Origin of the sequence: Cyanobium sp. ATX 6E8 (genome assembly GCF_024346335.1) — a bacterium.
Taxonomy (GTDB): domain Bacteria; phylum Cyanobacteriota; class Cyanobacteriia; order PCC-6307; family Cyanobiaceae; genus Cyanobium_A.
In genome coordinates, this window is the sequence record NZ_JAGQCT010000001.1 from 1 (window position 1) to 25,505 (window position 25,505).

42 protein-coding genes and 1 pseudogene are annotated in these 25,505 nt (G+C 62.9%); 30 read left to right on the forward strand and 13 right to left on the reverse strand.

Features of this window, described 5'->3' with window-relative positions:
• Positions 1–35 precede the first annotated feature (35 nt).
• Positions 36–650 carry a DegT/DnrJ/EryC1/StrS family aminotransferase gene (locus tag KBY70_RS14435; protein WP_254987184.1) on the forward strand — a complete coding sequence of 205 codons (615 nt, stop codon included), beginning with the start codon at positions 36–38 and terminating at the stop codon, positions 648–650.
• Between the two features lie 177 nt (positions 651–827).
• On the opposite strand, the gene KBY70_RS00010 is transcribed toward KBY70_RS14435, so the two are convergent.
• The 4 genes from KBY70_RS00010 to KBY70_RS00025 form a co-directional block, all read right to left on the reverse strand.
• A complete protein-coding gene (locus KBY70_RS00010) occupies positions 828–971 on the reverse strand; it encodes a hypothetical protein (protein ID WP_254986915.1) in 144 nt (47 codons plus the stop codon).
• A gap of 54 nt (positions 972–1,025) precedes the next feature.
• Positions 1,026–2,075: a Fic family protein gene (locus KBY70_RS00015; protein WP_254986916.1), complete on the reverse strand. Its 1,050-nt coding sequence runs from the start codon at positions 2,073–2,075 to the stop codon at positions 1,026–1,028.
• Positions 2,076–2,094: 19 nt separating this feature from the next.
• Entirely contained in the window at positions 2,095–2,310 is a 216-nt protein-coding gene (locus KBY70_RS00020; RefSeq protein ID WP_254986917.1) for a hypothetical protein, read from the reverse strand.
• 944 nt (positions 2,311–3,254) lie between these two features.
• A complete protein-coding gene (locus KBY70_RS00025) occupies positions 3,255–3,590 on the reverse strand; it encodes a hypothetical protein (RefSeq protein ID WP_254986918.1) in 336 nt (111 codons plus the stop codon).
• Between KBY70_RS00025 and KBY70_RS00030 the strand changes: the two genes are divergently transcribed.
• From KBY70_RS00030 to KBY70_RS00065, 8 genes are all read left to right on the forward strand, one after another.
• On the forward strand, positions 3,561–3,845 hold the full coding sequence (locus KBY70_RS00030) for a hypothetical protein (RefSeq protein WP_254986919.1): 285 nt from the start codon (positions 3,561–3,563) through the stop codon (positions 3,843–3,845). The two genes, KBY70_RS00025 and KBY70_RS00030, sit on opposite strands and share 30 nt — an antisense overlap.
• A gap of 345 nt (positions 3,846–4,190) precedes the next feature.
• Positions 4,191–4,487 (forward strand): hypothetical protein, encoded by a 297-nt coding sequence (locus tag KBY70_RS00035; RefSeq protein ID WP_254986920.1) that lies wholly within the window; start codon positions 4,191–4,193, stop codon positions 4,485–4,487.
• 130 nt (positions 4,488–4,617) lie between these two features.
• Positions 4,618–5,109 carry a YdcF family protein gene (locus KBY70_RS00040; protein ID WP_254986921.1) on the forward strand — a complete coding sequence of 164 codons (492 nt, stop codon included), beginning with the start codon at positions 4,618–4,620 and terminating at the stop codon, positions 5,107–5,109.
• Positions 5,110–5,382: 273 nt separating this feature from the next.
• The gene (locus KBY70_RS00045; RefSeq protein ID WP_254986922.1) at positions 5,383–5,775 is read left to right on the forward strand and encodes a hypothetical protein; all 393 of its coding nucleotides are present in this window, start codon (positions 5,383–5,385) and stop codon (positions 5,773–5,775) included.
• A gap of 65 nt (positions 5,776–5,840) precedes the next feature.
• A complete protein-coding gene (locus KBY70_RS00050; protein WP_254986923.1) occupies positions 5,841–6,278 on the forward strand; it encodes a YdcF family protein in 438 nt (145 codons plus the stop codon).
• 188 nt (positions 6,279–6,466) lie between these two features.
• Entirely contained in the window at positions 6,467–6,694 is a 228-nt protein-coding gene (locus KBY70_RS00055) for a type II toxin-antitoxin system ParD family antitoxin (protein ID WP_233128804.1), read from the forward strand.
• Complete coding sequence (locus KBY70_RS00060) at positions 6,691–7,059, forward strand: type II toxin-antitoxin system RelE/ParE family toxin (protein WP_254986924.1); 369 nt, start codon at positions 6,691–6,693, stop codon at positions 7,057–7,059. The genes KBY70_RS00055 and KBY70_RS00060 overlap by 4 nt, the downstream gene beginning before the upstream one ends.
• 41 nt (positions 7,060–7,100) lie before the next feature.
• The gene (locus KBY70_RS00065) at positions 7,101–7,283 is read left to right on the forward strand and encodes a hypothetical protein (RefSeq protein ID WP_254986925.1); all 183 of its coding nucleotides are present in this window, start codon (positions 7,101–7,103) and stop codon (positions 7,281–7,283) included.
• A gap of 51 nt (positions 7,284–7,334) precedes the next feature.
• Here the strand turns inward: KBY70_RS00065 and KBY70_RS00070 are convergent, their stop codons facing one another.
• Complete coding sequence (locus KBY70_RS00070) at positions 7,335–7,736, reverse strand: hypothetical protein (protein WP_254986926.1); 402 nt, start codon at positions 7,734–7,736, stop codon at positions 7,335–7,337.
• 198 nt (positions 7,737–7,934) lie between these two features.
• Here KBY70_RS00070 and KBY70_RS00075 point away from each other — a divergent pair, with 198 nt between their 5' ends.
• The 3 genes from KBY70_RS00075 to KBY70_RS00085 all read left to right on the forward strand — a co-directional run bounded on the left by KBY70_RS00075 (position 7,935) and on the right by KBY70_RS00085 (position 9,281).
• Positions 7,935–8,168, forward strand: coding sequence for a type II toxin-antitoxin system HicB family antitoxin (locus KBY70_RS00075; RefSeq protein WP_254986927.1), 234 nt, complete (start codon positions 7,935–7,937; stop codon positions 8,166–8,168).
• The gene (locus KBY70_RS00080; RefSeq protein ID WP_254986928.1) at positions 8,168–8,392 is read left to right on the forward strand and encodes a type II toxin-antitoxin system HicA family toxin; all 225 of its coding nucleotides are present in this window, start codon (positions 8,168–8,170) and stop codon (positions 8,390–8,392) included. The genes KBY70_RS00075 and KBY70_RS00080 overlap by 1 nt, the downstream gene beginning before the upstream one ends.
• A 553-nt stretch (positions 8,393–8,945) precedes the next feature.
• The gene (locus tag KBY70_RS00085; RefSeq protein WP_254986929.1) at positions 8,946–9,281 is read left to right on the forward strand and encodes a hypothetical protein; all 336 of its coding nucleotides are present in this window, start codon (positions 8,946–8,948) and stop codon (positions 9,279–9,281) included.
• Positions 9,282–9,794: 513 nt separating this feature from the next.
• Here the strand turns inward: KBY70_RS00085 and KBY70_RS00090 are convergent.
• Complete coding sequence (locus KBY70_RS00090) at positions 9,795–11,345, reverse strand: IS1182 family transposase (RefSeq protein WP_254986930.1); 1,551 nt, start codon at positions 11,343–11,345, stop codon at positions 9,795–9,797.
• Between the two features lie 406 nt (positions 11,346–11,751).
• Here KBY70_RS00090 and KBY70_RS00095 point away from each other — a divergent pair, with 406 nt between their 5' ends.
• The 15 genes and pseudogenes from KBY70_RS00095 to KBY70_RS14445 form a co-directional block, all read left to right on the forward strand.
• A complete protein-coding gene (locus KBY70_RS00095; RefSeq protein WP_254986931.1) occupies positions 11,752–12,024 on the forward strand; it encodes a hypothetical protein in 273 nt (90 codons plus the stop codon).
• 294 nt (positions 12,025–12,318) lie between these two features.
• A complete protein-coding gene (locus KBY70_RS00100) occupies positions 12,319–12,573 on the forward strand; it encodes a hypothetical protein (protein ID WP_254986932.1) in 255 nt (84 codons plus the stop codon).
• Between the two features lie 195 nt (positions 12,574–12,768).
• The gene (locus tag KBY70_RS00105) at positions 12,769–13,134 is read left to right on the forward strand and encodes a DUF1778 domain-containing protein (protein ID WP_233128792.1); all 366 of its coding nucleotides are present in this window, start codon (positions 12,769–12,771) and stop codon (positions 13,132–13,134) included.
• Complete coding sequence (locus tag KBY70_RS00110) at positions 13,131–13,655, forward strand: GNAT family N-acetyltransferase (protein WP_094561705.1); 525 nt, start codon at positions 13,131–13,133, stop codon at positions 13,653–13,655. Before KBY70_RS00105 ends, KBY70_RS00110 begins: the two co-directional genes overlap by 4 nt.
• A 10-nt stretch (positions 13,656–13,665) precedes the next feature.
• The gene (locus tag KBY70_RS00115; protein WP_254986933.1) at positions 13,666–13,839 is read left to right on the forward strand and encodes a hypothetical protein; all 174 of its coding nucleotides are present in this window, start codon (positions 13,666–13,668) and stop codon (positions 13,837–13,839) included.
• On the forward strand, positions 13,797–14,033 hold the full coding sequence (locus KBY70_RS00120; RefSeq protein ID WP_254986934.1) for a hypothetical protein: 237 nt from the start codon (positions 13,797–13,799) through the stop codon (positions 14,031–14,033). Before KBY70_RS00115 ends, KBY70_RS00120 begins: the two co-directional genes overlap by 43 nt.
• A gap of 154 nt (positions 14,034–14,187) precedes the next feature.
• Entirely contained in the window at positions 14,188–14,469 is a 282-nt protein-coding gene (locus KBY70_RS00125; protein WP_094561713.1) for a hypothetical protein, read from the forward strand.
• On the forward strand, positions 14,459–14,776 hold the full coding sequence (locus KBY70_RS00130; protein ID WP_094561703.1) for a hypothetical protein: 318 nt from the start codon (positions 14,459–14,461) through the stop codon (positions 14,774–14,776). The genes KBY70_RS00125 and KBY70_RS00130 overlap by 11 nt, the downstream gene beginning before the upstream one ends.
• 422 nt (positions 14,777–15,198) lie before the next feature.
• Positions 15,199–17,088, forward strand: a complete 1,890-nt coding sequence (locus tag KBY70_RS00135; protein WP_254987185.1) for a nucleoside-diphosphate sugar epimerase/dehydratase — start codon at positions 15,199–15,201, stop codon at positions 17,086–17,088.
• Between the two features lie 188 nt (positions 17,089–17,276).
• Entirely contained in the window at positions 17,277–17,480 is a 204-nt protein-coding gene (locus KBY70_RS00140) for an AbrB/MazE/SpoVT family DNA-binding domain-containing protein (protein WP_094561702.1), read from the forward strand.
• A gap of 14 nt (positions 17,481–17,494) precedes the next feature.
• Positions 17,495–17,875 carry a type II toxin-antitoxin system VapC family toxin gene (locus KBY70_RS00145; RefSeq protein WP_094561701.1) on the forward strand — a complete coding sequence of 127 codons (381 nt, stop codon included), beginning with the start codon at positions 17,495–17,497 and terminating at the stop codon, positions 17,873–17,875.
• An 80-nt stretch (positions 17,876–17,955) separates the two neighbouring features.
• Positions 17,956–18,228 carry a ribbon-helix-helix domain-containing protein gene (locus KBY70_RS00150; protein ID WP_254986935.1) on the forward strand — a complete coding sequence of 91 codons (273 nt, stop codon included), beginning with the start codon at positions 17,956–17,958 and terminating at the stop codon, positions 18,226–18,228.
• The gene (locus KBY70_RS00155; protein WP_254986936.1) at positions 18,229–18,414 is read left to right on the forward strand and encodes a hypothetical protein; all 186 of its coding nucleotides are present in this window, start codon (positions 18,229–18,231) and stop codon (positions 18,412–18,414) included.
• Between the two features lie 112 nt (positions 18,415–18,526).
• Positions 18,527–18,721, forward strand: a complete 195-nt coding sequence (locus KBY70_RS14440; protein ID WP_315859663.1) for a Uma2 family endonuclease — start codon at positions 18,527–18,529, stop codon at positions 18,719–18,721.
• A 24-nt stretch (positions 18,722–18,745) separates the two neighbouring features.
• Positions 18,746–19,114, forward strand: a pseudogene (locus tag KBY70_RS14445) (Uma2 family endonuclease); the annotation flags it as partial.
• Between the two features lie 115 nt (positions 19,115–19,229).
• Here the strand turns inward: KBY70_RS14445 and KBY70_RS00165 are convergent.
• On the reverse strand, positions 19,230–19,478 hold the full coding sequence (locus KBY70_RS00165) for a hypothetical protein (protein WP_254986937.1): 249 nt from the start codon (positions 19,476–19,478) through the stop codon (positions 19,230–19,232).
• Between the two features lie 121 nt (positions 19,479–19,599).
• Here KBY70_RS00165 and KBY70_RS00170 point away from each other — a divergent pair, with 121 nt between their 5' ends.
• Positions 19,600–19,761, forward strand: a complete 162-nt coding sequence (locus tag KBY70_RS00170) for an AbrB/MazE/SpoVT family DNA-binding domain-containing protein (RefSeq protein WP_233128440.1) — start codon at positions 19,600–19,602, stop codon at positions 19,759–19,761.
• A gap of 27 nt (positions 19,762–19,788) precedes the next feature.
• Positions 19,789–20,004, forward strand: a complete 216-nt coding sequence (locus KBY70_RS00175) for a PIN domain-containing protein (protein ID WP_233128439.1) — start codon at positions 19,789–19,791, stop codon at positions 20,002–20,004.
• A 173-nt stretch (positions 20,005–20,177) separates the two neighbouring features.
• Here KBY70_RS00175 and KBY70_RS00180 read toward each other — a convergent pair whose 3' ends face one another.
• From KBY70_RS00180 to KBY70_RS00200, 5 genes are all read right to left on the reverse strand, one after another.
• Positions 20,178–21,320, reverse strand: a complete 1,143-nt coding sequence (locus KBY70_RS00180) for a Fic family protein (RefSeq protein WP_254986938.1) — start codon at positions 21,318–21,320, stop codon at positions 20,178–20,180.
• A gap of 429 nt (positions 21,321–21,749) precedes the next feature.
• Positions 21,750–21,977 (reverse strand): ribbon-helix-helix protein, CopG family, encoded by a 228-nt coding sequence (locus KBY70_RS00185; RefSeq protein ID WP_254986939.1) that lies wholly within the window; start codon positions 21,975–21,977, stop codon positions 21,750–21,752.
• A gap of 32 nt (positions 21,978–22,009) precedes the next feature.
• Entirely contained in the window at positions 22,010–23,446 is a 1,437-nt protein-coding gene (locus KBY70_RS00190; protein ID WP_254986940.1) for a type II toxin-antitoxin system HipA family toxin, read from the reverse strand.
• The gene (locus KBY70_RS00195; RefSeq protein ID WP_094559437.1) at positions 23,436–23,660 is read right to left on the reverse strand and encodes a helix-turn-helix transcriptional regulator; all 225 of its coding nucleotides are present in this window, start codon (positions 23,658–23,660) and stop codon (positions 23,436–23,438) included. Before KBY70_RS00195 ends, KBY70_RS00190 begins: the two co-directional genes overlap by 11 nt.
• Before the next feature lie 325 nt (positions 23,661–23,985).
• Positions 23,986–24,420 carry a hypothetical protein gene (locus KBY70_RS00200; protein WP_094559436.1) on the reverse strand — a complete coding sequence of 145 codons (435 nt, stop codon included), beginning with the start codon at positions 24,418–24,420 and terminating at the stop codon, positions 23,986–23,988.
• 132 nt (positions 24,421–24,552) lie between these two features.
• On the opposite strand from KBY70_RS00200, the gene KBY70_RS00205 reads away from it, so the two are divergent.
• Positions 24,553–24,909, forward strand: coding sequence for a nucleotidyltransferase domain-containing protein (locus KBY70_RS00205; RefSeq protein WP_254986941.1), 357 nt, complete (start codon positions 24,553–24,555; stop codon positions 24,907–24,909).
• Here KBY70_RS00205 and KBY70_RS00210 read toward each other — a convergent pair.
• Entirely contained in the window at positions 24,902–25,462 is a 561-nt protein-coding gene (locus KBY70_RS00210) for a hypothetical protein (RefSeq protein ID WP_254986942.1), read from the reverse strand. The two genes, KBY70_RS00205 and KBY70_RS00210, sit on opposite strands and share 8 nt — an antisense overlap.
• Positions 25,463–25,505 lie beyond the last annotated feature (43 nt).

The following is a 25,505-nucleotide window of genomic DNA, read 5'->3' on the forward strand; positions in this document are numbered from 1 at the left end:
GCCGTTTTCAGCTTGCGGATGATCTGCTCCGCGGTGTGCCTGGTGCGTTTCATGGTGAAGTCCCCGGCCCAGTCTGGCCGGCTGAGGACTCTCATTCACCCTGGACCGATTGCCGGGGTCCACGTCAGAGCAGCTACGCCATTCTCGCGTGGGCCTGGTTTTTCAGCAAACTCTTAAAGACCACGGCAAAACCCAGGAGGCGGTCTTCGGGCGGGAGCATCCCCCCGGCTTTCGCTGGCTGCACGAGCGCTACCGCTTCGCGGGCCTGCGGCTACGGTTCCAATTTCCGCCTCACCGAACTGCAGAGTGCCATCGGCCGCATCCAGCTGCAGCGGCTGCCCATATGGACCGTCGCCCGCAGCCGCAATGCCCTGCTCCTCGCCCAAGCCCTGGCGGACGGCTGGAGCCGCGACCGCATCCTTAGTGAGATCGCTGCCCTCTGCTATCCAGCTCTCTCCGGCAGCTGCAGCAAGATCTACCTGGAGAAGTGCTTTCAGGAAGCTTGCTTGGCTCCTGCTGAGGGGTTGCCTGTGGCTCGTGAGCTGGGGGCGACCAGCTTGATGTTTTTGGTGCATCTCACTATCGCCCCTAAGCAGATGGCCGGCTACTCTGAGGCTGTGCGGTCGGTGGTGGCGCGGGCTTGCCGGTAGGGCGCTCTGCTAATACCAACGCAGCTTTCAGGCCGCGTGTGTGCTGGCTGTGGCGGTTTAGGCTGGCGGCCTTGTGAAAGCCGCTCGGGAGTGGTTGCGGCTGCAGGTCGTGAGGGTGCCGATGGAATAATGAGCTTTGAGCTATCGCCAACCGGCAGCTGCTGGAAGGCCGCAAGATCAGCTGCTAAAGGGCTTGGGAACAGCGATCAGGAACACGATGGACGGCGCCGAAGTGAGCTGGGCACTCAGGGCACCGGAGGCCACAGCAGCGGTGGGCAGGCCGATGTAGCCGAGGCCGAGGATGCAGTAGGTGGAAGTCAAGTGGTTGCGTTCGGGCATAAAAAAAGCCCCGCTGGGGCGGGGGCCGTTGAGGTTTCAGCGCAATGCATACCAAACTCCACGGCCGCGGCCATGCTGGCTCAGCGTGCCGCGTTCCACCAACAGGCGGAAATGCTGCTTCAGGGTGTTCCGGCTTGCAGCCGTGAGCCTGATGGCCTCACCGATCGTGACCCGGCCGTGTTCGCGGGCAAACTCGACGATCTGCAACTGCAGCTCCGGCATGGCTGCCAACACGAGCTGCTCGCGCTCCACTTTGACCTGGAGCCGGCGGATCTGTTCGGTAAGGGAGCGCAGGAAAAACAGAAGCCACGGCTCCCAGTTGGGAAGCTCGGTTCGAATCGTGGCCTGGGTCTGACGCAGCGCCAGGTAATAGGCCTCCTTGCTTTTCTCGACCACGCTCTCCAAGGAGCTGTAGGGCACGTAGGCGTAACCCGCCTGCAGAAGCAGCAGGGTGGTGATGACCCGTGAGAGTCGTCCGTTGCCATCTTGAAACGGATGAATCTCGAGAAAAACAACGATGCTGATGGCGATGATCAGCAATGGATGAAGCTGGCCTGAGCTGCGCTGCTGCTGAACCCAAACCACCAGCTCGGCCATCAAACGTGGCGTGTCAAACGGCGATGCAGTCTGAAAAACGATACCGATCTGAGTGCCTGTGTCGTCGAAAGCGGCAACGCTGTTGGGATTGGTTTTATAGCGACCACGGTGCCAGGCATCTTTCTCGCTGTAGCGCAGCAGAATCTGATGCAATTGCTGAAGGTGGTTTTCGCTGAAGGGAATCTCCTGCCAGGACGCAAACACCAGCTCCATGACCTCGGCATAGCCTGCCACCTCCTGCTGATCACGGGTCGCAAAGGCTTTGATCTCGAGGTTGCCGAGAAGCTGCTCCACCTCACGGTTGCTCAGACGGCTGCCTTCGATGCGCGTGGAGGAGCCGATGCTCTCGATGGTGGCCACCCGCCTGAGGGCCGAGAGACGCTCAGGCGCCAACGTATCCAGTGAACGCCAGGCGCCTTTGAATTCATCGATCCTGGCGATAAGCCGGAGGATTTCCGGAGTGATCCGAAGGGCGTCGGCATTGAGCATGCGCCAAAACTACACCCATTTACACCCATTTACAGGGTTGGCACTGGGCGTTCCCGGCGCGCAGCTGCTTGGTCTCGCATTCGATCTCGGCGATTTCGGCTTCGATCTTCAAGCGTTTCTGCTTCAGCTGTGCGGCGATCGGCAGATTTTCCTGTTCTCTCTGCCTGAGCAGCCTGAGCACGGAGAGTAGATAGCCATACTCAGCTCCGTAAAAAACGGCTAGCAGCAGCGCCAACATAAGAATAAGTGCTTCCAGTGGCTAAAGCGGCCTGAAAACCCTTGATACAGTAAAGATCGCGCACCGCGATCTGGATGTGTGTTTTCTCATGGAAGCCTGCATCCTTGTATAGCGGATCTCCTTCCCGAAAGGCAGCTCTGACTGTTTGATACGGAGGGAGCTTCCCAACCTCGCCCGTACTCGAGGCCTCTTCCCGAATTTGATGAAGCGTCTGGATAACAGCGCAATCTAGATAGCGCTTCAGCAAATCCCCACCTCCCTGATTGCAGGGCATCGTGCCCTCGGCAAAGTTAGCGCACACAGCTGAGTACGCGACCTTCACTTGCGCAATAGCCGATGACTCCAAAAGATTCAGGCACTTACCAGGATCAATGATGGCGCCAACCACACCGATTTCACCGAGATATGGCGGTTTGCGGCGAGCAAAGGATTCGACCGCAAACTCGCGGGCGCGGGTAGGGCTGGACTCCCAGAAGTAAATACCCGCCCCAAGCCAGTCGTAATCGTTGGCAGTTTTCCGAAGAACGTCTTTGCCTTCGAGAACTTTCTTTGCAACATCTTTCTTAGTTCAATGAAAACCAAGAAGGAATCCAGGGAGGAACTCGTAGAGGGAGGGATTAGCTGCCGCCATAGCGCCTGGTCAGCCGGCCGAGATTGTCTGTGATACCAGCTTTACGAATCACGACCTTCAGACGCTCGGGATCGGCTATCAGACGGGCACAGGTGCGCTCAAACAGAGCAATCTCTTCGACCTCTGAGAGAGGGGAGGATGACTGAGACGAGGGTTGGTGCGTGGTTGATGGGGTCATCGGGAGACCTGGGGAAACAATCCGTGTGGAGCTGAGCAGGGATCTGGGCGAAGCCGAGCAGTGAAGTGGGGATGGGATGAACCATAGGTGAGGCTCGATTTCTTGGCAGTCAGGGGCGAACCACTAGGTGGACTACCGCCCCACCGCCTGCAGCAGCCAGCGCTGCACCTCAAAGAGCTCGGCGGTGGGGATCGGCGCCGGGCCGCCGGTTTCGATCGCCTCGAGGAAGACTGAGCAGCAGGCCACCTGGCCTTTGCCCTGGGAGAGGCGGCGGCGGGTGCGGAAGCCGGGGATGCCCCAGGCCTGGAGTTTGCGGTAGTTGTCGAGCTGCAGCACCTTGCCGGCGACGAATACTGCGAGGCGTTCTTTGGGGAAGGCCTTGCTGCCGTTGGCGAAGTAATGCTCGCCGAAGCCCTGGCCGATTGCCCCGTCGTGCGTATGCCCCTGCCGCCGGAGGGCATCATCCACGCTTGGTACAAGTTCTATGTCTTCGTGAAGCCAGAAGCCCTGGCCGAAGGCTGGAGACGCGATCGCATCCTCAGCGAGATCTATCTGGAGAAGTGCTTTCAGGAGGCTGGCTTGGCTCCTGCTGAGCGGTTGCCTGTGGCTCGTGAGCTGGGGGCGACCAGTCTGATGTTCCTGGTGCATCCCACCATTACCCCTGAGCAGATGGCCGCCTACGCCGAGGCTGTGCGGTCGGTGGTGAAGCGCGCTTGCCGGTAGGGCGTGGTGCTGATGCCATTGCGGCTTTCAGGCCGCGGGTGTGGTGGCTCTGGCGATTATGGCCGGCGGCCTTGTGAAAGCCGCTCGGACGTTGTTGCGGCTGCAGCTCGTGAGGGCGCAGATGGCGTAATGAGCTTTGAGCTGCAGGTGGGCCAGAGCCTGGTTCGGGCGGGGTCCGCTGGCGGCTCCGAGGGCAAGCACCACCGCCCATCAGTACAGGCGTATTATTAGCTGATCGGCGAGAGTCCGGCGTGGGTAGGATTTGGCTATTCGACATCCAGGGCTGGATCACCCTGCTCCTGGGCGGCCTGCTCGCGCTGATCACACTTTTCACGTCGTACAGCCATGTCCACCTCCCCTTCCTCGGCGCCATCGCCCTCAATCAGCAAATCGGAGTATTACTCCTCGCTGCCTTGGTTCCGGCGCTTGTTGGCGATGCTCAACTGGCGACCCGTTGTCGACTACGAGCTGAGAGAGATCGAGTTCAAGCAGCGGAAGATCGCGCACGAGCAGAGGATGAAGAAGCTGAGGAGCGAGAACGAGCGGCTCGCCGAGCTCAACGCCAAGCTGAGTGCAATCTCGTGCAGCTCCGTCACCAACTCGAGCCCAGCGAATCCAACGCCCAGCGAGTCCGAGATGTGATCTCCCTGTTGGAGGAATACGGCGGGTTTGCTTGAGGGGGTGGATGCGTCCCCAGATGCTGGTCTCTCTTGTGCTTAGTGCCACGTGCGCAGCGGTATGGCTGGCCTGGCCATGGATCGCCCCCGCCGTCGTGCTTTCGGTTCCGCTGTCCGCTGCCGATCGCGATTTGCTGGTGATCCTGGATGGTGGCGCTGCCCGCTTTGCGGTTGCTGATCGCATTGCCGCTGCTCTAGCCCAGCCGCCCCAGCGCCTGCTGATCCGTTGTCCCCGCGATGCAACCCCAGCGCAGCCATGGCCCGAACTGCTGCAGGGTTTTGACACCGCCACCCAGATCACCGCTCTCGCCCAATGGCTGCAGCAGCAGCCCCCGCCCCCTGTGGCCCGGGTGTGGATCGCCACAGACCCTGATCACACCGCCCGCGCCGTGCTCCTGGCCCGCATTGCCCTTGGCAGCCAGGGCATACGCGTGGGTCCTGCTGAGCCCCCAGCCCCCAGCGCTGGCGAACGCCGCAAGCTCTGGGGCGATGCCTTGCGGCTCACGCTGTGGCGAGCGACCGGTAGCACCGGCGCCTGGCTGGTTCCGCGTGTTCTGGCCCGCAAGCGGGCGGAGTGTGGGGTGTAGGCAGGTTGCAGTCCACGCGGCTTTCAGGCCGTGGGTGAAGGGGCTATTGCGGTTGAGGCCGATTCGCCATTCCGTACGGCCCGTACAGGACGCAAAATCGACACAAAACCCACCCCGTCCCACGGCCGAAGCAATGGTGCAGTACAGGTGTATTATTTAAAGAGCAGCGACGGCCCGGCGTGGGTAGTATTTTTTTATTCGACATCCAGGCTTGGATCACCCTCATCCTTGGAAGTCTTCTGGCGCTGATTACTCTTTTCTCGTCATACCGCCATGTCCTCATCCCCTTCTACGGCACCGTCGCCCTTGATCAGCAAGTCAGAGTACTACTCCTCGCTGCCCTGGTTCCGGCGCTTGTTGGCGATGCTCAACTGGCGACCCGTTGTCGACTACGAGCTGAGAGAGATCGAGTTCGATCGGAGAGAGCGCGAGTTCGAGAAGCGGAAGATCGCGCACGAGCATCGGATGAGGCAGCTCGAGAGCGAGGACGCGCAGCTGAGGAAAGACGACGAGCAAAGGAAGATCGCGCACGAGCAGCGGATGAAGCAGCTCAAGAGCGAGAACGAGCGGCTCGCCGAGCTCAACGCCAAAATCGATGCGCTCTTGTTCAGCTCCAGCACCAGCTCGCCCCCACCCCAGAACACACCCAACAACTCCGAGGGCTGATCAGCTTCCTGCTTGAATACGGCGAATTCAGCTGAGCAGCACGGGCGCCTGGCTGTTTTCCGAGGTTGTTTCCCGCAAACGGGCGGATAGGGCGTTGGAGGGGTTCTGTCAACACGGCTTTCCCCCCGCGCCTGTTAATTCGCTGCCCCACGGGTACGCCGCCACCCCAGCCCACACCCGAACTGCTCCAGGGCTTCGACACTGCCACCCAGATCACCGCCCTCACCCACTGGTTGGGCCACCAGCCCTCGCCCCGCAGTGCCCGGGTGTGGATTGCCACCGATCCCGATCACACCGCCCGCGCCGTAGTCCTCGCCCGCATTGCCCTTGGCAGCCAGGGTATTCGCGTTGGCCCGACCGATTTGCCTACCCCCAGCTCCGGTGAACGCCGCAAGCTCTTTCGGGATGCCCTGCGCCTCACCCTCTGGCGCGTCACTGGGTCCACCGGCGCCTGGCTGGTTCCCCAGGTTGTTGCCCGCAAGCGGGTGGCCTGTGGGCTGTAGGGGGTAGCTGCCAACGCGGCTTTCTGGCCGCGGGTGTGGTGTCTGTGGCGCTTCAAGCCAGCGTGGCCCAGGTCTTGGCTGCGGCGGGGTGGCTCGAGAGCAAGGGCCAGGACCCTTGACGATCTGGTGTTACTCAGTCACACTAGGTTGTGCTTGTGGGTGCTGCTCTCGTGGTCGTCAAGAGTTCCGTGTCTCTCCGCGAGGATCAGCATGCTTTTGCCAAGGCCTTGGTGGGCGCTGGTCGCTTCCCGTCGGTGAGTGCTGTGCTGCAGCAGGGCCTTGAGCTGCTGCAGCAGCAGGAGGCTGATGCCCAAGCCGATCGAGCGGCTTTGCAGGTCTTGCTTCAGCAGCGCGCGAATGGGGCCTTCATCTCTGCCGATCAACTGCGGGCCAAGTTGGCGGCGCAGCCCCGATGAGCGAGGCTCCATGGACGGTTGTCTTCGCCGCAGAGCCCATCAACGATCTGTTGCTGATCACTGAGTCCCTCACTCAGGCCTATTGTAGTTTTGGGGAATCACCGGCCGAGGCTAATCGACACGCACAAGCGCGCATCGAGGCCATTATTGCTGCCGCTGAACGGTTAGCCACCGCTCCTTGGCGCGGAGAATCGCACGATGATCTGATGCCTGGCCTTCGACATCTGGCTCTCGATCGCGCGGTCTATTGGTTTCGGCCACGCGCTCAGCAGCGGGACATCCAGGTGCTTGCTGTGTTCTTCGGTGGCCAAGATCACCAGCGCCGCATGTTGGTTCGCCTGCTGCAAAAGAGTTCCGAGGTCTGAGCCTGTCTTGTTCACCAGCGTGATTTGATTTTTTCTGTTCATTGCCCCTCGGCTCCAGTCAGTCCGTGGGCCGCTTCGGTGATGTGGCGGCTGAGCGGTTGCCTGTGGGCGGAGAGCTGGGGGAGACCAGCTTGATGTTTTTGCTGCATCCCACCATCACCCCCGAGCAAATGTCCGGCTACGCCGAGGCTGTGTGGTCGATGGTGTTGCGGGCTTGCTGCTGACTGCACTCGGCCTAATGCGGCTCCAGCTCCTGGCTGCTGTCCCGGTGTTGTTCACGGCCGCCGCAGCGTCTGCTGATCCGCTGCCCCCGCACCACTCCGCCGCCACAGCCCCTGCCCGAACTGCTCCAGGGCTACGACACCACCACCCAGATCACCGCCCTGGCCGCCTGGCTTCGCGCCCAGCCCGCCCCCGGGCCCCGCCACGTCTGGATTGCCACCGATCCCGATCACACCGCCCGCGCCGTAGTCCTCGCCCGCATTGCCCTCGGCAGCCAGGGCATTCGCGTTGGTCCGGCCGATTTGCCTACCCCCAGCCCTAGCGAGCACCGCAAGCTGCTTCGGGATGCCCTGCGCCTCACCCTCTGGCGCGCCACTGGCAGCACCGGCGCTTGGCTGGCTCCCCAGGTTGTTGCCCGCAAACGCGCGAATTGTGGGGTGTAGTTGGTGCAGCACCTGGCTGGCCTTTGCGTGATTTCACGAATGCTTTGATAGTTTGCTTGTACTATCCTGTGTTCAGGTTTCTGCTGGCTAAGGTGGTTTTATGACTTGACCGTCAAGGCTGGATTACGGTTTTCGCTGCCCTGCTCCTTGCCGCCAGCTACCGGGAACAAATGTTTTCCTAAATTGAACTGACCCTCCGGGACCTCCGCCGTGGCTGAATGGCTCGTCAACTTTCATTTGGAGCAGCTTCCTGAGGGCGGCTTTCTTGCCACCTGTGAAAGCATTCCTGGTCTGATCGCCCAGGGGCGCACCGTGGCGGAGACCCTCGAGATTGCCCGTGATGTGGCCAAAAAGCTTCGCGAAGCGCGGCTTGATCGGGGTGAACTTGAAGCTTCTGCTCCCCTCGCGCAGTCCTTTGAGCTTCCCGTTGTTCTGAGCGCGTAGTGGGTCGTCTGTCTGGTTATCGGTATCGGGATGTCACCAAGCGTTTGAAGCTCTTCGGCTTTGCGTTTGACCGCCAAGCAGCTGGTTCCCACGAGATCTGGTACCAACATTCCGGCAATCGCTACACCACGATCCCGAACCACCCCGGTGACATGCCAGAGGGAACCCTTCGCGCCATCCTGCACCAAGCAGGCATCAGTGTGGAGACGTTTCTAGCGAACTGAGCTGCCCTTCCTCAACCAGTTCCTGCTCGGCAGCGTTGCTGACCATTGCCACGGGCCGGAAGGGCCTCGCCCCCGCCGACCCGCTACTTGAAGCCCGCTTTTTTGGTGAAACTGCCCTGATGTTTTTAGCTTCCCACCATCACCCAGATCACCGCCCTCGCCCACTGGTTGCGCCACCAGCGCTCGCCCCGCATCGCCCTCGGCAGCCAGGGCATTCGCGTTGGCCCGACCGATTTGCCTACACCCAGCCCTAGCGAGCACCGCAAGCTTCTTCGCGATGCTTTGCGCCTCACTCTTTGGAGGGCCACTGGGAGCACCGGCGCCTGGCTGGCTCCCGAGGTTGCTGCCCGTAAACGGGCGGATTGTGGGGTTTAGGGGTGCAGGCCGGCGGCGGGACCCGTGATTCCACGGATGCTTTATTAGTTTGCTTGTACTATCCTGTGTTCAGGGTTTGGGCTGGCTACGGTGGTTTTGGGAATTGACCTACAGGGCGCGATCACGCTCATTGCCGGCCTTCTGCTCGCCTTGATCACACTTTTTACGGGTTATGGCCATGTCGACTTCTTTTGGGGCCCAACCCTCCAGCTCAATAAGCAAATCGGAGTTTCTGTCCTCGCTGCCTCGCTGGCGACGCTGGTTGTCGAGGCTCAATTGGCATCCCGTCGTCGAATACGAGATTCGCGAGATCGAATTCGAGCGCAGGAAGATCGAGTACGAGAACAGGAAGATCGAGCACGAGAACAGGAAGATCGAGCACGAGAAGCGGATGAAACAGCTCGAGAGCGAGATCGCGCGGCTCGAGCAAGCCAACTCCAGGCTCGAGCGCTTCGAGCGGGAGCACTTGTCTGGCTCGATCCCACCCCCCTCCACAGGAGATTTATACAGTTGATCTCTACCGAGCTTGCTGATCTCGCTGGTGGGGCGCCCTCGTGATCCAGCCCTCTCGCGCCATCGTGTTGAGCCCCAGCCCCAGCCCCAGCTCGCTGGCTGGCCGATCAGGGCCTGCCCGCTGGAACTGATCGTGGTGCTTGATGGCACGCCCACCCGCTAAACCAGGCCGAGTGTTACCGGCAGCAACTGCTGCAGGAACCGGGGAGCGCCTGCTGATCCGCTGCCGCCGCGCTATGACACCGCCCCCAGATCACCGCCCTCGCCCACTGATTGCGCCTCCAGCCCTCGCCCCGCAGTGCTCGGGTGTGGATTGCCACCGATCCCGATCACACCGCCCGCGCCGTGATCCTCGCCCGCATCGCCCTCGGCAGCCAGGGCATTCGCGTTGGTCCGGCTGATTTGCCTACCCCCAGCCCTAGGAGTGTGTCGCACGTTGGGCCGAGGCCAGGAAGTGGTGAATCAGCCTCTGTGATTCAGGGACACCCGATCACAGCTTTGGCGAATCAGGCCCTCAGGCCGCTGCCGCGCTTGCCCTGAACAGCTTGAGGATGTTGTGGGTGGTGGCCATCAGCGCCCATTCCCCATTCACCTTCTCCAGCCCCCTCAATCGGAAGCGATCCAGACCTCTGGCCCCTTTGATCTGGCCAAATACTGGTTCAACCACCGTCTTGCGCAGGGCATAGATCGCTTGGCCGGCTTTGGATCTGAGCTTCCGCTCCATCCGTCCGCGGGCATCAAGATCTCTGGGTGCTCGGCCCCGTGAGGGCCTGGGCCTCTGGCCGTGCTGCTGCCGGCTGGTGGAGATGTATGCCTGCAGCCCTTTCTCCTCACAGGCTTCCAGGTTGGCGGTGCTGCAGTAGCCGGCATCGGCGATCAAGGCATCTGGCAACTGCCCGGTGTTGGCCTCGATGAGCTCCAGCATGGGCAGCAGGTGCACCGCATCGCTGGGCTGGTTGCTGACGCCGATGGCCACGATCACTTGGTGGTCGCCATCGACGGCGGCTTGGGCGTTGTAGCCCTGGATCCAGCCGTCAGCGCCTTTGAGGATGTGGCTGTCGGGGTCGGTGTAGGCGAAGCCTTCCGCGCAGCGGTGATTCCGCTGCGCGGTCGGTTTGGGGTTGCCGGCTGCATCGGTGGGGAGCGTGCGCTGCGGCATCGCCAATGGATCGGTCTCGGCAGCGGCAACGCTGCTCAGCTCCGGGCCCGCGGCCTCGGCCTTCTCGAATGCCAACTTCTGAGCATCATCTGCACGCTTGCGCGCACCACGGCTGCGGCGTGCCGCCCGCTTGCTGTGCTGTTCGTCGCCACTGGCCTCGGCTGCTTCCGCCTCCTGCTCAGCCGCTTCTGCCTCAGCTTGCCTTTGACGCGTTTTGGCAGCAGCAGCCTCGGCCTCCAGCTCCGCCTTGGCCTTGCGGATCCACTCCAGCCGGCTGGAGCGTCGCTGCAGTTCCTCGGGGAGTTCGTCGCCCCGCTTGCCCTTGCCGACCTGCCCGTCCTCCTGGGCGTCGATGATCTCGGCCTTGCGCAGCAGCGCCCGCATTTCAGCCTCCAGCTGCCGCTCGGACTTCAGCATCCGCTCGTGGCTCATGGCCTTGTGCTTGCTGGCATTGGCGCGGATCTTGGTGCCATCCAGAGCCACCTGGCCAAGGCTCACCAGACCCGCCTTCTGGCAGAGCCGCAGCACCTGAACAAACAGGCCAGCCAGGGCATCCAGGTGCCGTCGGCGGAAGTCACTGATTCGGCTGTGGTCAGGCTTTTGGTTGCCGGTGAGCACCCGGAAGGCGACGTCCTCCCAGCAGGCCTTCTCGATCTTTCTGGAGCTGGGCAGCCCGACGCAGTAGGCGTACAGCAGCAACACCACCATCATCCGCGGGTCGTAGACCTTCTCTCCGCGGGGATCCTTCTGCCGGTAAACGGCGTAGATCGCCTCAAGATCCAGCTCAGAGGCCAGATCCAGCAGGAAGAACACCAGGTGGTTCTCTGGCAGCCACTCCACTGGTGACGGCGGAAAGAGCAGCGTCTGCTCGGGGTTCCAGGGGCGGAAGGACTTGGGCTTGACCATGCCCCATTCTCTCGCCCAGATCCATTGCTGCCACTTGGATCTGGGCAGATTTCAGGGCGTCTGTGGAGAGGCCGCGCCCTGATCTATGTGCGACACGCTCCTAGCGAGCACCGCAAGCCGCTTCGGGATGTCCTGCGCCTCACCCTCTGGCGCGCCACCGGCAGCACCGGCGCTTGGCTGGCTCCCCAGGTTGTTGCCTGCAAGCGGGCGGATTGTGGGGTTTAGGAGGTGTAGGCCGGCGGCGGACAACCCGTGATTCCACGGATGCTTCGCTAGTTTGCCTGTACTATTTTGCTTGCAGGGTTTGGGCTGGCTACGGTGGATTTGGGATTTGACCGTCAAGGCTGGATCACGGTGTTTGCCGGCCTGCTCCTTGCCCTGATCACCCTGCTCACGAGTTACGACCATGTCGATATCCTTGGAGCCGCTTCCTTCGATCTACCGCAGCAAGCAGGAATTCCTTGCATCGCTGCCGCCGTGGCGACGGCTGTTGCAGAAGCTCAATTGGCATCCAACGATCGACGTCGACGTGGAGCGCTACGCGATCGAGCAGAGGCTGCAACGGCTCAAGAGCGAGAACGCGCGGCTCGCGCAGATCAACTCCAGGCTCGAGCGCTTCGAGCGGGAGCACTTGTCTGGCTCGACCCCACCCCCCTCCACAGGAGATTCCTGCAGCTGATTGCTACCGAGCTCGCTGATCTCGCTGGCGGTTCGCCCTCATGATCCAGCCCTCTCGCGCCATCCTGTTGAGCCCCAGCCCCAGCCCCAGCCCCAGCTCGCTGGCTGGCCGATCAGGACCTGCCCGCGGGAACTGATCGTGGTGCTCGATGGCACGCCCACCCGCTAAACCAGGCCGAGTGTTACCGGCGGCAACTGCTGCAGGATCCGGGGAGCGCCTGCTGATCCGCTGCCGCCGCGCTACGACACCGCCAACCAGATCACCGCGCTCGTCCACTGGTTGCGCCACCAGCCCTTGCCCCGTAGTGCCCGGGTGTGGATTGCCACCGATCCCGATCACACGGCCCGCGTCGTGATCCTCGCCCGCATTGCCCTTGGCAGTCAGGGCATTCGCGTTGGCCCGGCCGATTTGCCTGCCCCCAGCTCCGCTGAACGCCGCAAGCTTCTTCGGGATGCCCTACGCCTCACCCTTTGGCGGGCCACTGGGAGCACCGGCGCCTGGCTGGCTCCCGAGGTTGCTGCCCGTAAACGGGTGGATTGTGGGGTGTAGGGGGTGTAGGCCTGCAGCCTCGTGAAAGCCGCTTGAACGTTGATCGAGAGCGAGAACGAACGGCTCGCCGAGCTCAACGCCAAGCTCAGTGCAATCTCGTCCAGCTCCGCCACCAACTCGAGCCCAGCGACCCAACACCCAACGTGTCCGAGATGTGATTTCCCTGCTAGATGGATACGGTGGGTTTGCAGCGTGATGGCAAGCACCGCGCTTCAGATGCCGTACAATGTCCGTACGTTTTCTTGCTCGCTGCGTTCCATGGTTCGAGTCCCGCCTCCGTCCTCCCGGCCGCTCAAGGCGAGCCGCATTGAGTTGAGGGCCAGTCAGGCCGATCGAGATCTGCTGGATCGGGCCGCTGCTGCTCTCAGCACCGATCGCAGTTCCTTTTTGCTCAGCCAAGGCCGCCTGGCAGCCCATCAAGTGCTGGCTGATCGTGAGCACTTTGTTCTCGATGCCGCTGCCCAACAGGAATGGGAGCGGATCAACAGTTGCCCCGCCCGCGTCCTGCCTGGTCTGAAGCGTTTGTTGGAGCGGCCTTCACCTTTTGTGCCGCAGGCATGAGTGGATACCGGCCGCCGGTGCTGCTGGCGGCCAGCCATCAGCTCGGCGGATTCCAATGTCGCTCCCAGGCGCAAACAGCCTGGCTGGTGGAGATGGCCCGGCAGGCCCATGGAACCGGCACCACCAGGGTGTTCGTTGTGTCTCCCGTCGATCAGCCGGCCGTGGTGGCCTATTACGCCTGGTGCATGGCGAGCGTGGCCATCGCCGATCTGCCTGAGCGGCTGCGCCGCGGTGCCGGCCGCTATCCCCAGCCCGTGGCCTTGCTGGCGCGCCTGGGGGTGGATCAACGCCATGAAGGTCAAGGTCTTGGAGCCGCCCTGCTGGCTGATGTGATCACACGCGTGGCCAGCATCAGCGATGCCATTGGCTGTCGCGCGTTGCTGGTGCATGCCGAATCAGAGCAAGCCCGGGGGTTCTACGAGCATCTGATTCCAGAGTTCCAGCGCTCACCCACGGATCCCCTCCATCTGGTGCTGTTGCTCAAGGACATCCGCTGCACCCTGAAGGCCTTCGGCACTTGATCTGCGATCCATGCCGCTGGCAGTACCCGGCCTGATGCGGCTCCAGCCCCTGCCCGAGCTGCTGCAGGGCTTCGACACCGCCACCCAGATCACCGCCCTCGCCCACTGGTTGCGCCACCAGCCCTCGCTCGCAGTGCCCGGGTGTGGATTGCCACCGATCCCGATCACACCGCCCGTGCCGTAGACCTTGCCCGCATTGCCCTCGGCGGCCAGGGCATTCGCATTGGCCCGGCCGATTGGCCTACCTCCAGCTCCGCTGAACGCCGCAAGCTGCTTCGCGATGCCCTGCGCCTCACTCTTTGGCGGGCCACTGGCAGCACCGGCGCTTGGCTGGCTCCCCAGGTTGTTGCCCGCAAACGGGCGGATTGTGGGGTGTAGTTGGTGCAGCACCTGGCTGGGCCTCTCCGTGATTTCACTGCTCAAGTTGTACGGGGGAATGGCTTGAGGCCCCTAGACCTGCCGCGGCGCTCAGGCCCCCCATTGGTGCCGCACGAAAGTCGCGATAGACTGAATGCTGTCGCCCTCGCTCGCCATGGCTTCCGCGCTCCATCCGCCCGCCATCAAGCTCGTCGGCAGCAATGGCCAGATCTCGCTGGGCAAGCAGTACGCCGGCCGCCATGTTCTGGTGGAAGAGCCTGAGCCGGGTGTCTGGATCGTTCGCACCGCCACAGTGATTCCAGACAATGAGCGCTGGTTACACGAACCCGCTGCCGCAGCAGCCCTGCAGGCTGCGATGGTCTGGTCCGCCAGTCACCCACCAGCGGATGCCGATCTGGTTGAAACCCTGACGCGCCTTGGCTGTGATGAAGCATGAAGGCTGCATCAGGCTGGATCTGAACAACCCGGTGTTTCAGGAGCAGTTGCTCACGCTGCAGAAGGCTGAGCGCCATGCGGCACTCGACACCCTCAACAAGATCCGCCAGCTCACCTGGAACCAGCTCTATCGCGACCCAGGGATCAAGTGGGAGAAGATCACAAGCATCAAGCCACCGGCTGGAATCGATGCCGTCTACTCTCTGCGGATTAGCCGTTCACCCAGGGCAACAGCGCATCGTGAGGGTGAGTACATGCGGCTACTCACTATTGCTCCGGATCACGACACGACCTACGGGAGGAAATGATTCATAAGTTTCAAGCTGCAGCAAATGCCACCCCTTTCGACTCCTAATATCCCCGCCGGCGAAGGAAGCATGGATGCCAGAGCAGGCACCTCAGCCTCTAGCGGGCGACTAGGGCACAGGCGCCTGGCTGGTTCCCCAGGTTGTTGCCCGCAAACGCGCAGCCTGTGGGCTGTTGTAGCCCTTCCATCACCCACCCTCTCAGCCCCTGTCGCGATTGCGGCGGGGGCTTTTTTTATGGCTTTCCGTTCGTTTCCTCCCAAGCTGCTGCACTTGCCGGTGTGGCTGAGGTGTGCCCATCAATTCTCTTATTGTTTTTAATTTATGCTGCCAAAGTTCAGCGATACGGTGTTGTGCAGCGCTTCAAGTCTGTGCGGCTAATTAATCCGTTGACTAGCACTGCCAAGCCCCGCAATGCCGGCACCATGCAAAGCCCCGCGGCTCTGCGTCGCGCCTTGATGAAGCTGCCCCCCCTGGGCCGCCGCCTGCTGCTCGGCACCATCGATGTGCTGCTGATCCCCCTGGCGATCTGGCTGAGCTTCTGGCTGCGCACCGCCCATCCCTTCAGCGAGGCCTTATCGAGCACCCTCTGGCTGTTGCCGGCCACCTGGGCTGTGGGCCTCAGCGTCTACGCCCTCAGCGGCCAATACCGCGGCCTCACCCGCTACGTGAGCAGCACCGCCTTCTATGCGGTGGCAGCCCGCAATGCAGCCCTGGTGCTGCTGGTGTATCTGCTCGGCACCCTGCTGCCGGTGCAGATGCCGCCCCGCAGCAGCTGGCCCCTGCTGTGGCTGCTGCTCACCGCCCTCACCGGGGGTGTGCGCCTTGTGCTGCGCGACCTGCTGCTGCAGGCCAGCCAGCCGCCCAGCGCCAACCGGTCGCCGGTGGTGATTTACGGCGCCGGAGCAGCTGCGGCTCAGCTGGCCGCCGCCCTGCGCCTGGGCCGCAGCCACACGGTGGTGGCCTTCATCGACGATGCCCCTGAGCTCTGGCGCCGCGAACTCGATGGCGTGACGATCCACCCTCCCCAGCTGCTTGCCGAGCTGATCAGCCGCCACCAGGTGAGCCAGGTGCTGCTGGCCATCCCCTCCCTCAGCCGCAGCAAGCGCCGTCAAATTGTTCAAGACATTCAGCAGCTCGGTGCGTCGCTTCTTCAGGTGCCCTCGGTGGAGGAGATCACCAGTGGCCGGGCCCGTATCAACACCCTGCGCCCGGTGGCGATCGAAGAACTGCTGGGTCGCGATGCCGTGCCGCCCGATCCCCAGCTGCTCGGTCCCGGTGTGCGCGCTGCTGTGGTGTGCGTCACCGGTGCCGGCGGCTCAATCGGCTCCGAGCTCTGCCGCCAGATCCTGCGGCTTTCCCCCAAGGCCCTGGTGCTCCTCGAGCGCAGCGAGCCGGCTCTCTACGCCATCCACCAGGAGCTGCAGCAGCGCCTGCCCGCTGAGCTCCGCCTGGTGCCCGTGCTTGGCAATGCCGCCGATGCCGCCCTGGTGCAGCGCTGTTTCTCTGAGCAGGGCGTGAACGTGGTGTTCCACGCCGCCGCCTACAAGCACGTGCCCCTGGTGGAGGCCAATCCCCTGGCGGGCTTGGCCAACAACGTGCAGAGCACCCGCGTGGTGTGTCAGGCGGCCGAGCGCTGCGGGGTGAGCCAGGTGGTGCTGATTTCCACCGACAAAGCCGTGCGCCCCACCAACGTGATGGGCGCCAGCAAGCGGGTGGCCGAGCTGGTGGTGCAGGGCTTTGCCAAGCAGGCCAGCCGCCAGGCTGCCTCCAGCCGCTTCGCGATGGTGCGCTTCGGCAACGTGCTCGGCTCTTCCGGTTCGGTGGTGCCCCTGTTTCGTCAGCAGATCGCCGCCGGTGGACCCATCACCCTCACCCACCCGGAGATCATTCGCTATTTCATGACCATTCCCGAGGCCGCCCAGCTGGTGCTCCAGGCTGCTGCCCTCGCGGAAGGTGGTGATCTCTTTCTGCTCGACATGGGCGAGCCGGTGCGGATCCTTGATCTCGCCCGCCAGATGGTGCGCCTCAGTGGCCTGCGCGTGCGCGATTCCCACCACCCCGATGGCGACATCGAGATTCGCTGCACTGGCCTGCGCCCCGGCGAGAAGCTCTACGAGGAACTGCTGATCGAGGCCAGTTCTGAATCCACAGCCCATCCACTCATCTATCGCGCCCGCGAAGCCGCCCTCCCCCCCGAGCAGCTCTGGCCCCAGCTCGATGCCCTCGACGCGGCCATCGCCAGCCAAAATGCAAACGCAGCCCTGGAGCTGCTGGCCCAGCTCGTGCCCGAGTGGCAGCGCAGCGGAGCGTGAATAACGCAAGGCTGCAGCTCGCTGCTTTTTGTTGTGGGTAAATTATGCGTTTATGACCACAAAGTGGCAATCATGTTGTCGCCAGCCTGGTCCCCAGAGCGCAGCGTCGTGCAGATTGGCGTCGAAGCGACCGACCTGTGGAGGGGTCGTTCTTCTGATCGATCGTCGATCTGGGCTAAGGTAGATTTATGGATCTCGCAACCGTATCCCCCAAGTACCAGGTCGTCATTCCGAAGCGGGTGCGCGAGCAATTTGGCTTGAGCCCCGGTCAGCAGCTGCAGGTGATCGCCCTGCCGGGGCGGATTGAGTTGGTGCCGAGCCAGCCCCCTGTCGCCCTTCGAGGTTTTCTGCATGGGGAAAACACCTTTGCGCGAGAGGCTGACCGGCTGTGAGTGTCCAGCCAGCGGTGGTTGACTCCTCTGGGTGGATTGAGGTGTTCACCGATGGCCCCCAAGCCAGCCGCTTTGTGGCCGTGCTCGACTCTGCGGCAACCCTGGTGGTGCCGGTGATCAGCATTCTTGAGGTGTTCAAGTGGGTGCTGCGTGAGCACAGCGAGGCCCAGGCCATCCAGGCGGTCGCCGCCATGCAGAGAGGGCTTGTGGTGGATCTCGACAGCACGCTCGCGATCGCAGCGGCCCAGCTCAGCCACGCCCATCGTCTGCCGATGGCCGACAGCATCATCTTGGCCACGGCCCGATCCCATCAGGCCCGGCTTCACACGATGGATGCCGACTTCCGCGGCCTCGGCGACGACGTGGAATTGATCGAGAAGCAGCGAAAGGCCTGACGATCAGGCTCAACCCACGTTCCATTCCGGGAGGTGAGTCTTGCCCGCTGTCTCAGTGCAGGCTGCGGCGAAGCCTTTGTATGGGCACTTTTGCCGGAAAAACCCTGGTTTTTCTCGTACAATCAACTGTAATGCCTCCTGTGCCGCCCATGAGTGCCTCTCGATTGGAAGTGCGCCTGCCTGATCGCCTGAGCGAGCGCCTTGAGTCGCTGGCCTCCTCCGAGGGACTCACAAAAACCGATGTTTTCCGCAGGGCTCTCGCGTTGTATTTGTTGGTGAAGGAGCGAGAAGAGGCTGGTGCCACCCTCCAGTTCGTAAAGAACGACCAGCGAGAAACACTGGTCAGCATCTGAATGAGCGACCCCAACGCTGATTTCAAGACGCTTCTTGAGCTCACAGGTTGTGTTCAGGTGAGAAGCGCTGAACATCCAGACGACCGCCGGCAACGGCACCGCCTTGAAAAAAGTGCGGTTTGGTTGATCGGTGCCATTGCCGGGTTCTCCAGTTGGTTCTTGGAGGAGCCGTCGGTTTTGCCTTGAAGCGGCCTTCTTGATGGATTTAGGCCTGGCGCCACAGCATGAAAAGGCCCGCCGAACTGCGGCAATGACGCTCACCACCGTTTCTCCAGCATCTGGTGCGTCATTCGATGCCTTGGCGCCGCTGCGCCTGCCGGCAGCATTGCGGCTGACGCCCGAGCAGTTCGAGCTGGTGTGTGCCGAGAACCGCGAAGCGGTGCTCGAGCTGGCTGCTAATGGAACCGTGATCGCGATGACGCCAACAGGCAGCGAAACCAGTGGCCGCAACAGCCGGTTGGTGATGCGGCTGTTGCTGTGGGCGGATCAATAAGGCGGCTGGAAGGTCTTCGAAAGTTCGGGGGGATTTCGCCTGCCCGATGGATCTGTGCTGAGCCCGGATGCCTCGCTGGTGCGCCTCGAGCGCTGGCAGGCCCTCACGCCCGATCAGCAGCGATGCTTTGCTCCCCTCTGCCCCGAGCTAGTGGTTGAGCTCGCCAGCCCTACCGACGAAGGTCCGCGTGGCCTCACCGCTCTGCGCCGCAAGATGGATGCGTACCAAAGCAATGGTGCCCGTCTGGGTTGGTTGCTCATTCCCCATGAGCGGGCTGTGGAGGTGTGGCCCGCCAGCGGTGAATCGCAGCGCCTGGAGCAGATCGCGTTGCTGCAAGCGGGCCCCGAGTTCCCCGGCCTGCAGTTGCAGCTGGCCGAGATCTGGGCGGGCTGAACGCCTCACCCACCGCACATCACTGCCATGGCTGCGATCGGACCTCCTGGTTCATGCTGCGCCGCTGACACCCCTTAACACACGTCAAAAGGAGGACAGCGTTGGCTACACGCAGCTACGGATCGGCTCGGGCATCAGCGTTTTGTTGCTTCAAGAATGCCTTTTTGCGCATAGACGGGTGATTGGCGCTTGCAGCTGCGAGGGCATGCACGCCTGGGTCGTGATGGTGTCCACAATCGCTTCCCATGGGCCATGCTTCGTTAAAGCCGGGATTTCTTTCGCCAAAGCGTTCGATAGCTGTGGCCGGCTGCGGGCCCAGGTCGCCGACGTTCATCAACGGGCAGGCGGCAGCGTGAATGATCATGGATGAGATTTGGTAATTTACCCGCCGGGGTGCCCTCTATGCGCAGCACCATTACCAGCCGCGGGCAGACCGTGATCCCTGCCCCCATCCGGGATGGCTTTCGCTGGGCCCCTCCAAGCGATTGGAATGGACCGTGGAGGCTGATGGCTCCATCCGGGTGGTGCCGGTGGATCTATCGCCGGTCAAAGCCTTTCGCGGCATGGGCCGCCGTGGTGGCTCCAGCCAGCGCTTGCTTGCTGATCGCGAAGCCGAGCGGCAGGCCGAGCGGGCGTCTGGCCACTGATTTCCTGCAAAACGGATTGATTCCCAGATGGGATCGCTACTCCTGCTCGACACATCGGCGCTACTCACCCTGCGCGACGACGAAGCCGGTGCCGGACGGGTTGAAGAGGCGCTTGAGCAGCCAGGGCGCTGCTACGCCTGCTTTCTCAGCCGGATGGAGGTTCTCCACCGCGTCTGGAAAGACGAAGACGAGCGCGGCGGCCGCGCAGCAGGTGGGCGCCACCCTGCTGCACAAGGATCCTGAGTTTCGTGCCATCGCCAACCTTCCGCAGGAATGGCTCGGTTGATCGTCAGATGGGCTTGCCCGTTTGGCATCCAACGATCGACGTCGACGTGGAGCGCTACGCGATCGAGCAAGCGATCAAGCGCCCCGACAGACGTTGTCTGGAAAGTGCATTGCAACATCGCTCCCACCGGTCACAGACCTGGCCAACGGAGGTGATAGGCGCGGCTGCGGCCCTCGCCGATCGGCTCGATCGCACGCAGCTCCACCAGCTCGGCCAGATCGCGCCAGGCTGTGGCGCGGCTCACCTTGCTGAGGCCGATGGCCTTGCGCAGGGTCATGCCGCCCGTGAAACCTTCCGGTTCGGCATCCAGCAATCGATTGAGCAGTTTCTGCTGACGGCTGTTGAAGCCGCTGTGCCGGTGGCTCCACCAGAAGGCCGCCTTGCGCCGCACCGCATCGATAACGGCGCCATTGGTGAGCGCCGCTGCCGTGAGCTGCTCCAGGAACCAGCGCAGCCAATCCGTGACATCCAACTCTCCCCGCTGGCAGCGCTCCAGTGCCGTGTAGTAGCCCTGCCGCTCCCTCAGGATCTGGGCGGAGAGGCCCAAGGCGCGGCCTGATAGCGCCTGTTGGGCCTGAGCCTTGCAGTCCTGGGCGAGCAGCCGATCGGTGATGGCACGGGCTAAGCGGCCATTGCCGTCTTCATAGGGGTGGAGGGTGAGGAACCAGAGGTGGGCCAGGCCCGCGCGCAACAGCCCGTCCAGCTGCGCTGGAGGTGAGGCGACCCAATCCAGGAAGGTCTCCAGCTGCTCCTTGAGCTGGTCTCGAGGCGGCGCCTCATAGTGCAGTCGCTCACGGCCGATGGCGCCGGAGAGCACCTGCATCTGAGCCTCATCGCGCAGCTCACGGATCCGAATGGCGCGCAGGCCATCCGGGCCAGCGGCGAACAGGCGCTGGTGCCAGTGGTTCAGCGTGGCCAGGGTGAGGGGCTCATCCAAGCCGCTGGTGGCCTCCAGCAACACATCCAGCAGGCCCTCCACCTGGGCGCTGGCGGCCGGCTGCCCCTCGGCCAAGGGAAGCTGCAGCCGGCGCGCGATGGAGGAGCGCACCTGGCCGGGATCCAGCAGCTCGCCTTCGATGGCGGCCGTGCCCAGGCTCTCGCGGCCCAGCAAGGCGGAGATCGCTTCGCGATCGAGCGGGGGCTCCAGCGTCTTCAGCCGGCTCAGCAGCTCCTGGCGTGCAGCGCGGGCTTGCTCCAGCAGCGCCTCCAGAGCGGAGCCCTCCCAGCGGAACTGGGGCCAGTCCGCCTGCTGCCAGATCCAGGATGAAGCCATCATCGCACTCTAATCGCTTTGCCTGGTGAAGCGATTAGCTGGTGATCATCGCTTCACGGCTGTTGTCTCAGAGCTTCTTTTGCCAATGACGCCTATGTCGACCTCCTGGGAGCCGCTTCCGTCGATCTACCACAGCAAGCAGGATTTCCATGCATCGCTGCCGCCGTGGCGACGGCCGCTATAGAACAGCAAGCTCAGTGCAATCTTGTCCAGCACAGGCACCAGCTCTACCTCTCCGAATGGCCTGGTGATGGCTAACGGCATGCTCACCCTTAACTAGTCAGGGCAGCTCCAGCCAGCTGCTCAGGGCATGCTCGACTTCAGCCAGTATTCCTGATTCCAGAATCCCTACCACGGCTGGTCTTGGCTTGCCTGAGTACACCCCAGAGATGGTAATCGTCACGATCAGACCCCGTTGTAGAGCCACTGTCATACGGTCCAATCAGGCCAGTCCGGAAGTTGCTCACTCCAATTGGGTGTGCCGCTGTGTTCAGCAATCAAGGCCGACTGACGTTGAGCTTCATCGTTGTTACTAAAGCGCTGTACATACTGCGCGATCGCCTCACGCACACAAGCGCTACGGCTTTTCCCCATGCTGCGCGCCAACTTATCTAATTTTTGCTCCAGCTCGGGCTCTACCCGCACGCCGATCGCCATCCTGGATTTTGTTAAACGATTTGTTAAACATCCTAGTGCCTTCTGCGTGTATCCCCACGCCCATGCCCGGGGGCAAACCGTGATCTCTGCTCCGATTCGGGCGCGCTTCTCCCTCGGTCCATCCCAGCGGCTGGAATGGATTGTTGAGGCGTCTGGCCACTGAACATCGGCTCTGCTACGCCTGCTTTCTCAGCTCGCTCAGCGGAGGTCTGGACAGTTCTGGCGTTGAATCGGCGTAAGGTCAGATCGCAGCGCTGCTCGATCAGGTTGGCGATGTCCCCGATCAGTGCCTCATCTCGATAAGCCTCGTCGGCTTGCAGGCGGAAGGCGACCAAAGGAAGTTGCGCAGCCATCCGTAGCACCCGTTTTCTGGTCTGCGCCCACGACAAACCTGTTGCCTTGGCAAATTGTTCCCAATGGCGTTCTTGCACCTCACCGAATAGATATTTGCTGCCCAGCTTCATCGCCATCTTTGCAGTGAGCGTGGGACACACCGCTGTGCACAGCAGGTCGTAGAGCGGCGCGAGCGTTGGCGTTCTTTCGGTGTAGAGCAATGAGAAGTTCTTTGCGTGGGCGTCGTTGTTGCCGATTAGGGCGTTGAACACCACTGCATCCAGCAAACGGATCACTTGCGGAGCGCTGGGTCTAGTGGCTCTACGCAAAAGTCCAAAGCAGGCGTTCAGATCAGGGCCCCCTTCATTCTGATACTTCAGCTCGGGCGGAATGCCTAGCGCCTGGCAGAAGTCTTCCTGATGCAGCCGTAACCACCTCTCATCGTCTCTGCGGCTTCGGTCGTAGCGATGCACCACCAACACCTGCCGCTCTCCGGCCGTCAGGATCTCGGCGTCAGCCACCCGGAGCCCCATGGCTTGCCCCAAGGCCATGCAGAACGCCTCGTTGAGCACGCTGCCTTCCACTGCCGCAATGGCCGGTTTGAGGATGTGCGTGCTGGGCGTGCTGCCAAGGGGTAAGCCGATGCGGGCCCCGTTAAACACCACCGGCAACTTGTCTTGGGCGCCAGCCAGCGACAGCCGCAGACCATCGCGCTGCGCCAGCATTGGCCGCTGGGGCAAGTCATTGAGCAGGGCGATCAGCTGATCCTGCTCCAGCCACTCCACAGCTTCTGTCTCAGTGACTTGATCGCCCGCTATCAGGCTCACTGCACCAGCGCAATCACCACCGATCGCGGCCAGCAGGCCGAAGTCATTGGACCTTGAGATCTGGCACTGCTGGGCAATCCGCTGCCTGAGTTGCCCCTCGGGCAGCAATCCAGCAAAAAAGGGCCTGCAGGCCTGATCGCCAAACGGCTCTGCCTTTAGCGGCAAGCTTTGCGACAGCGCGATCGCCTGCGGTTGCTCCAGCCAGAGTGCGCAGTACTGAAATTGCAGCTCCCCGGCATTCAGCCAGAGCGTGCCTGCCCGCTGGTTGAGCAGCCACACCTCCAGGCTGGTGGTGATTTCACTGGCCACTGCTTTCCGTGTCCAGATGCAGGGTTCCACCCAGGGCGTCGATCACCCGCAATACCCGCTCCAGCTGCACTGTTGGTTTGCCAGCCTCCAGCTCCACCAAAAAGCGCAACCCCACCCCAGCCGCCAGGGCAAGATCCGCCTGGGTGAGCCGCAGTGTTTTGCGCGCCACCCGCAAGGCGGCCCCCAGATCATGCACGGCATGGATTGCCGTCATAACCGGTGCCCCTCTTGGTCCCGTACGGGAATAAAAAGACGCAAAGACGCCATGGTTCTTTGGAAATTACCGTTCGGGATCATTGCCGGATCCTAGGGCGAGTTGGCGCCTGATTGTCCCGACCGGGAATGGGCTTCGCTGGCGGATCCCGCCCCGCCTGTGTTTGTCGGTTGGTGAAGTGCTCTTCTGCGGTCAGGGCAGCTCCAGCCAGCTGCTCAGGGCATGCTCGACTTCAGCCAGTATTCCTGATTCCAGAATCCCCACCCCTGCGCCGAGAGCGGCCTGGAGCTGATCGAGAAACTGGCCTGGGCAGCCCTGCGTTGCCTCAGCCGGCGTCAAACACCCGCTTGCCGTCGGCTCGTTTCTGGTTGTGGCGCCTCGCTTCCCTGCGCGTGAATTCACTCACCGTGGGGTTGCCCACCACCGGATCCACATGGGCCACCTGCTCCCACAGATCCCGCGGCGCCCAGCGCACCGTGTGCTCCACCCGGTCGTGCTTGATCACATGGCACCAGCGGCTGCTGCCGCAGGCCGGGCAAAACAGCTCTTCCAGCCACTCGTTGCTCAGCACCAGCACCGGGTAAGCCTGGATCACCAGCTTGGCCCTCTTGTCGGCCATGCCCCTGGCCTTCAGCTGCTCGATCGTGAGCAGGTGCAGGAAATACTTCTTGCCGTTGCCCTCAATCAGTTGCTCCGGATGGGCCGGGCAGCACAGCTGGCGGCGTTGGGGCCGGCGGGAGCGTCGGGGTGTGTCGCTCAAGGGACAGCATTAGCTGAATTGAAAGTAGCGCCATTCGGCGCGTGCGGCCGCGAGCTTGTTGGCTCAAAATGAAGCGTTGAACAGCATCCGATGAACCGCTCGGCCGGCTGCAAAGCCAAGACGCCCTCAGCCATGCCCGTGCGCTCGTTGACGCAATCTGTGCTGCGTTGGCCCCAGCCTGAGCAGGTGTTGCACGAGGCGCGCGCCTGGGCAGATGAGCAGCGCCGTCTGCGGCCGAGCCTGCGGCGGATTGATGTGTTCGGCAGCTATGGCCGGGGCACCGCTTCGGTGGGCAGTGATCTGGATCTGCTGCTGATCGATGAAGCCGTCGATGGTCCCCAGCACCGGCGCCTCTGCGACTGGCCGCTTGAGCGTCTGCCGCTCAGCTGTGATGCCTTGGTGCTCACCCCCGCCGAACTTGAGCAGCTGTTTAGCGGTTCGAGCCGCATGGCCCAAGAGCTCCAGTCCGACCTCCTTTGGCTCAACTGAAGGCTGAGAGCTGGGACCGATCGCAACCGCTCCAGGCGGCGCGAGCAGCCTCCGTGGCCGCCACATCGAGTTTGGCGAGCGCCTCGCGTGCCTCGCTCTGGCGGGCCGTCAGCTCCTGGCGCCGCGCCTCCTGCCCGGCTTCCCAGCGGCGCCTTTCTGCCCCATCGGCCTCCCGCCAGCGGGCCAGGGCCTGGGCATAACGCTCCTGCTCCAGCTCCTGGTCCTCGCGGGTGAAGCGGTCCATCACCGCCGGATCGGGCGCCGCCGGCCGCGCCAAGGGCACAAAGCGCTGCTGGTTCAGCTGGCTGAGCGCGGCGACGCTGCGATCGTGCTCCAGCACGAGCTTCTGCACCGCCGGTTGTTGCTGGCGGCACCGGCTCACCAGGCCATCCAGCTGCTGTTGCCGTGCCGCCGCCGCCGCCCGCTGGCGCTCAGCCTCACCCCACCCGAACCCGTTGCAGCCCAGCAGTAGCAGGGTCGCCGCAGCGACCACCACCAAGGTGCTGGCCTGGGTGCTCTGGCGAAGGATGGAGCAGGCCTCCGTCCGCTGCATTGGGGGATCGACAACCGCTTCCAACCAACTGGATGGCGCGGCG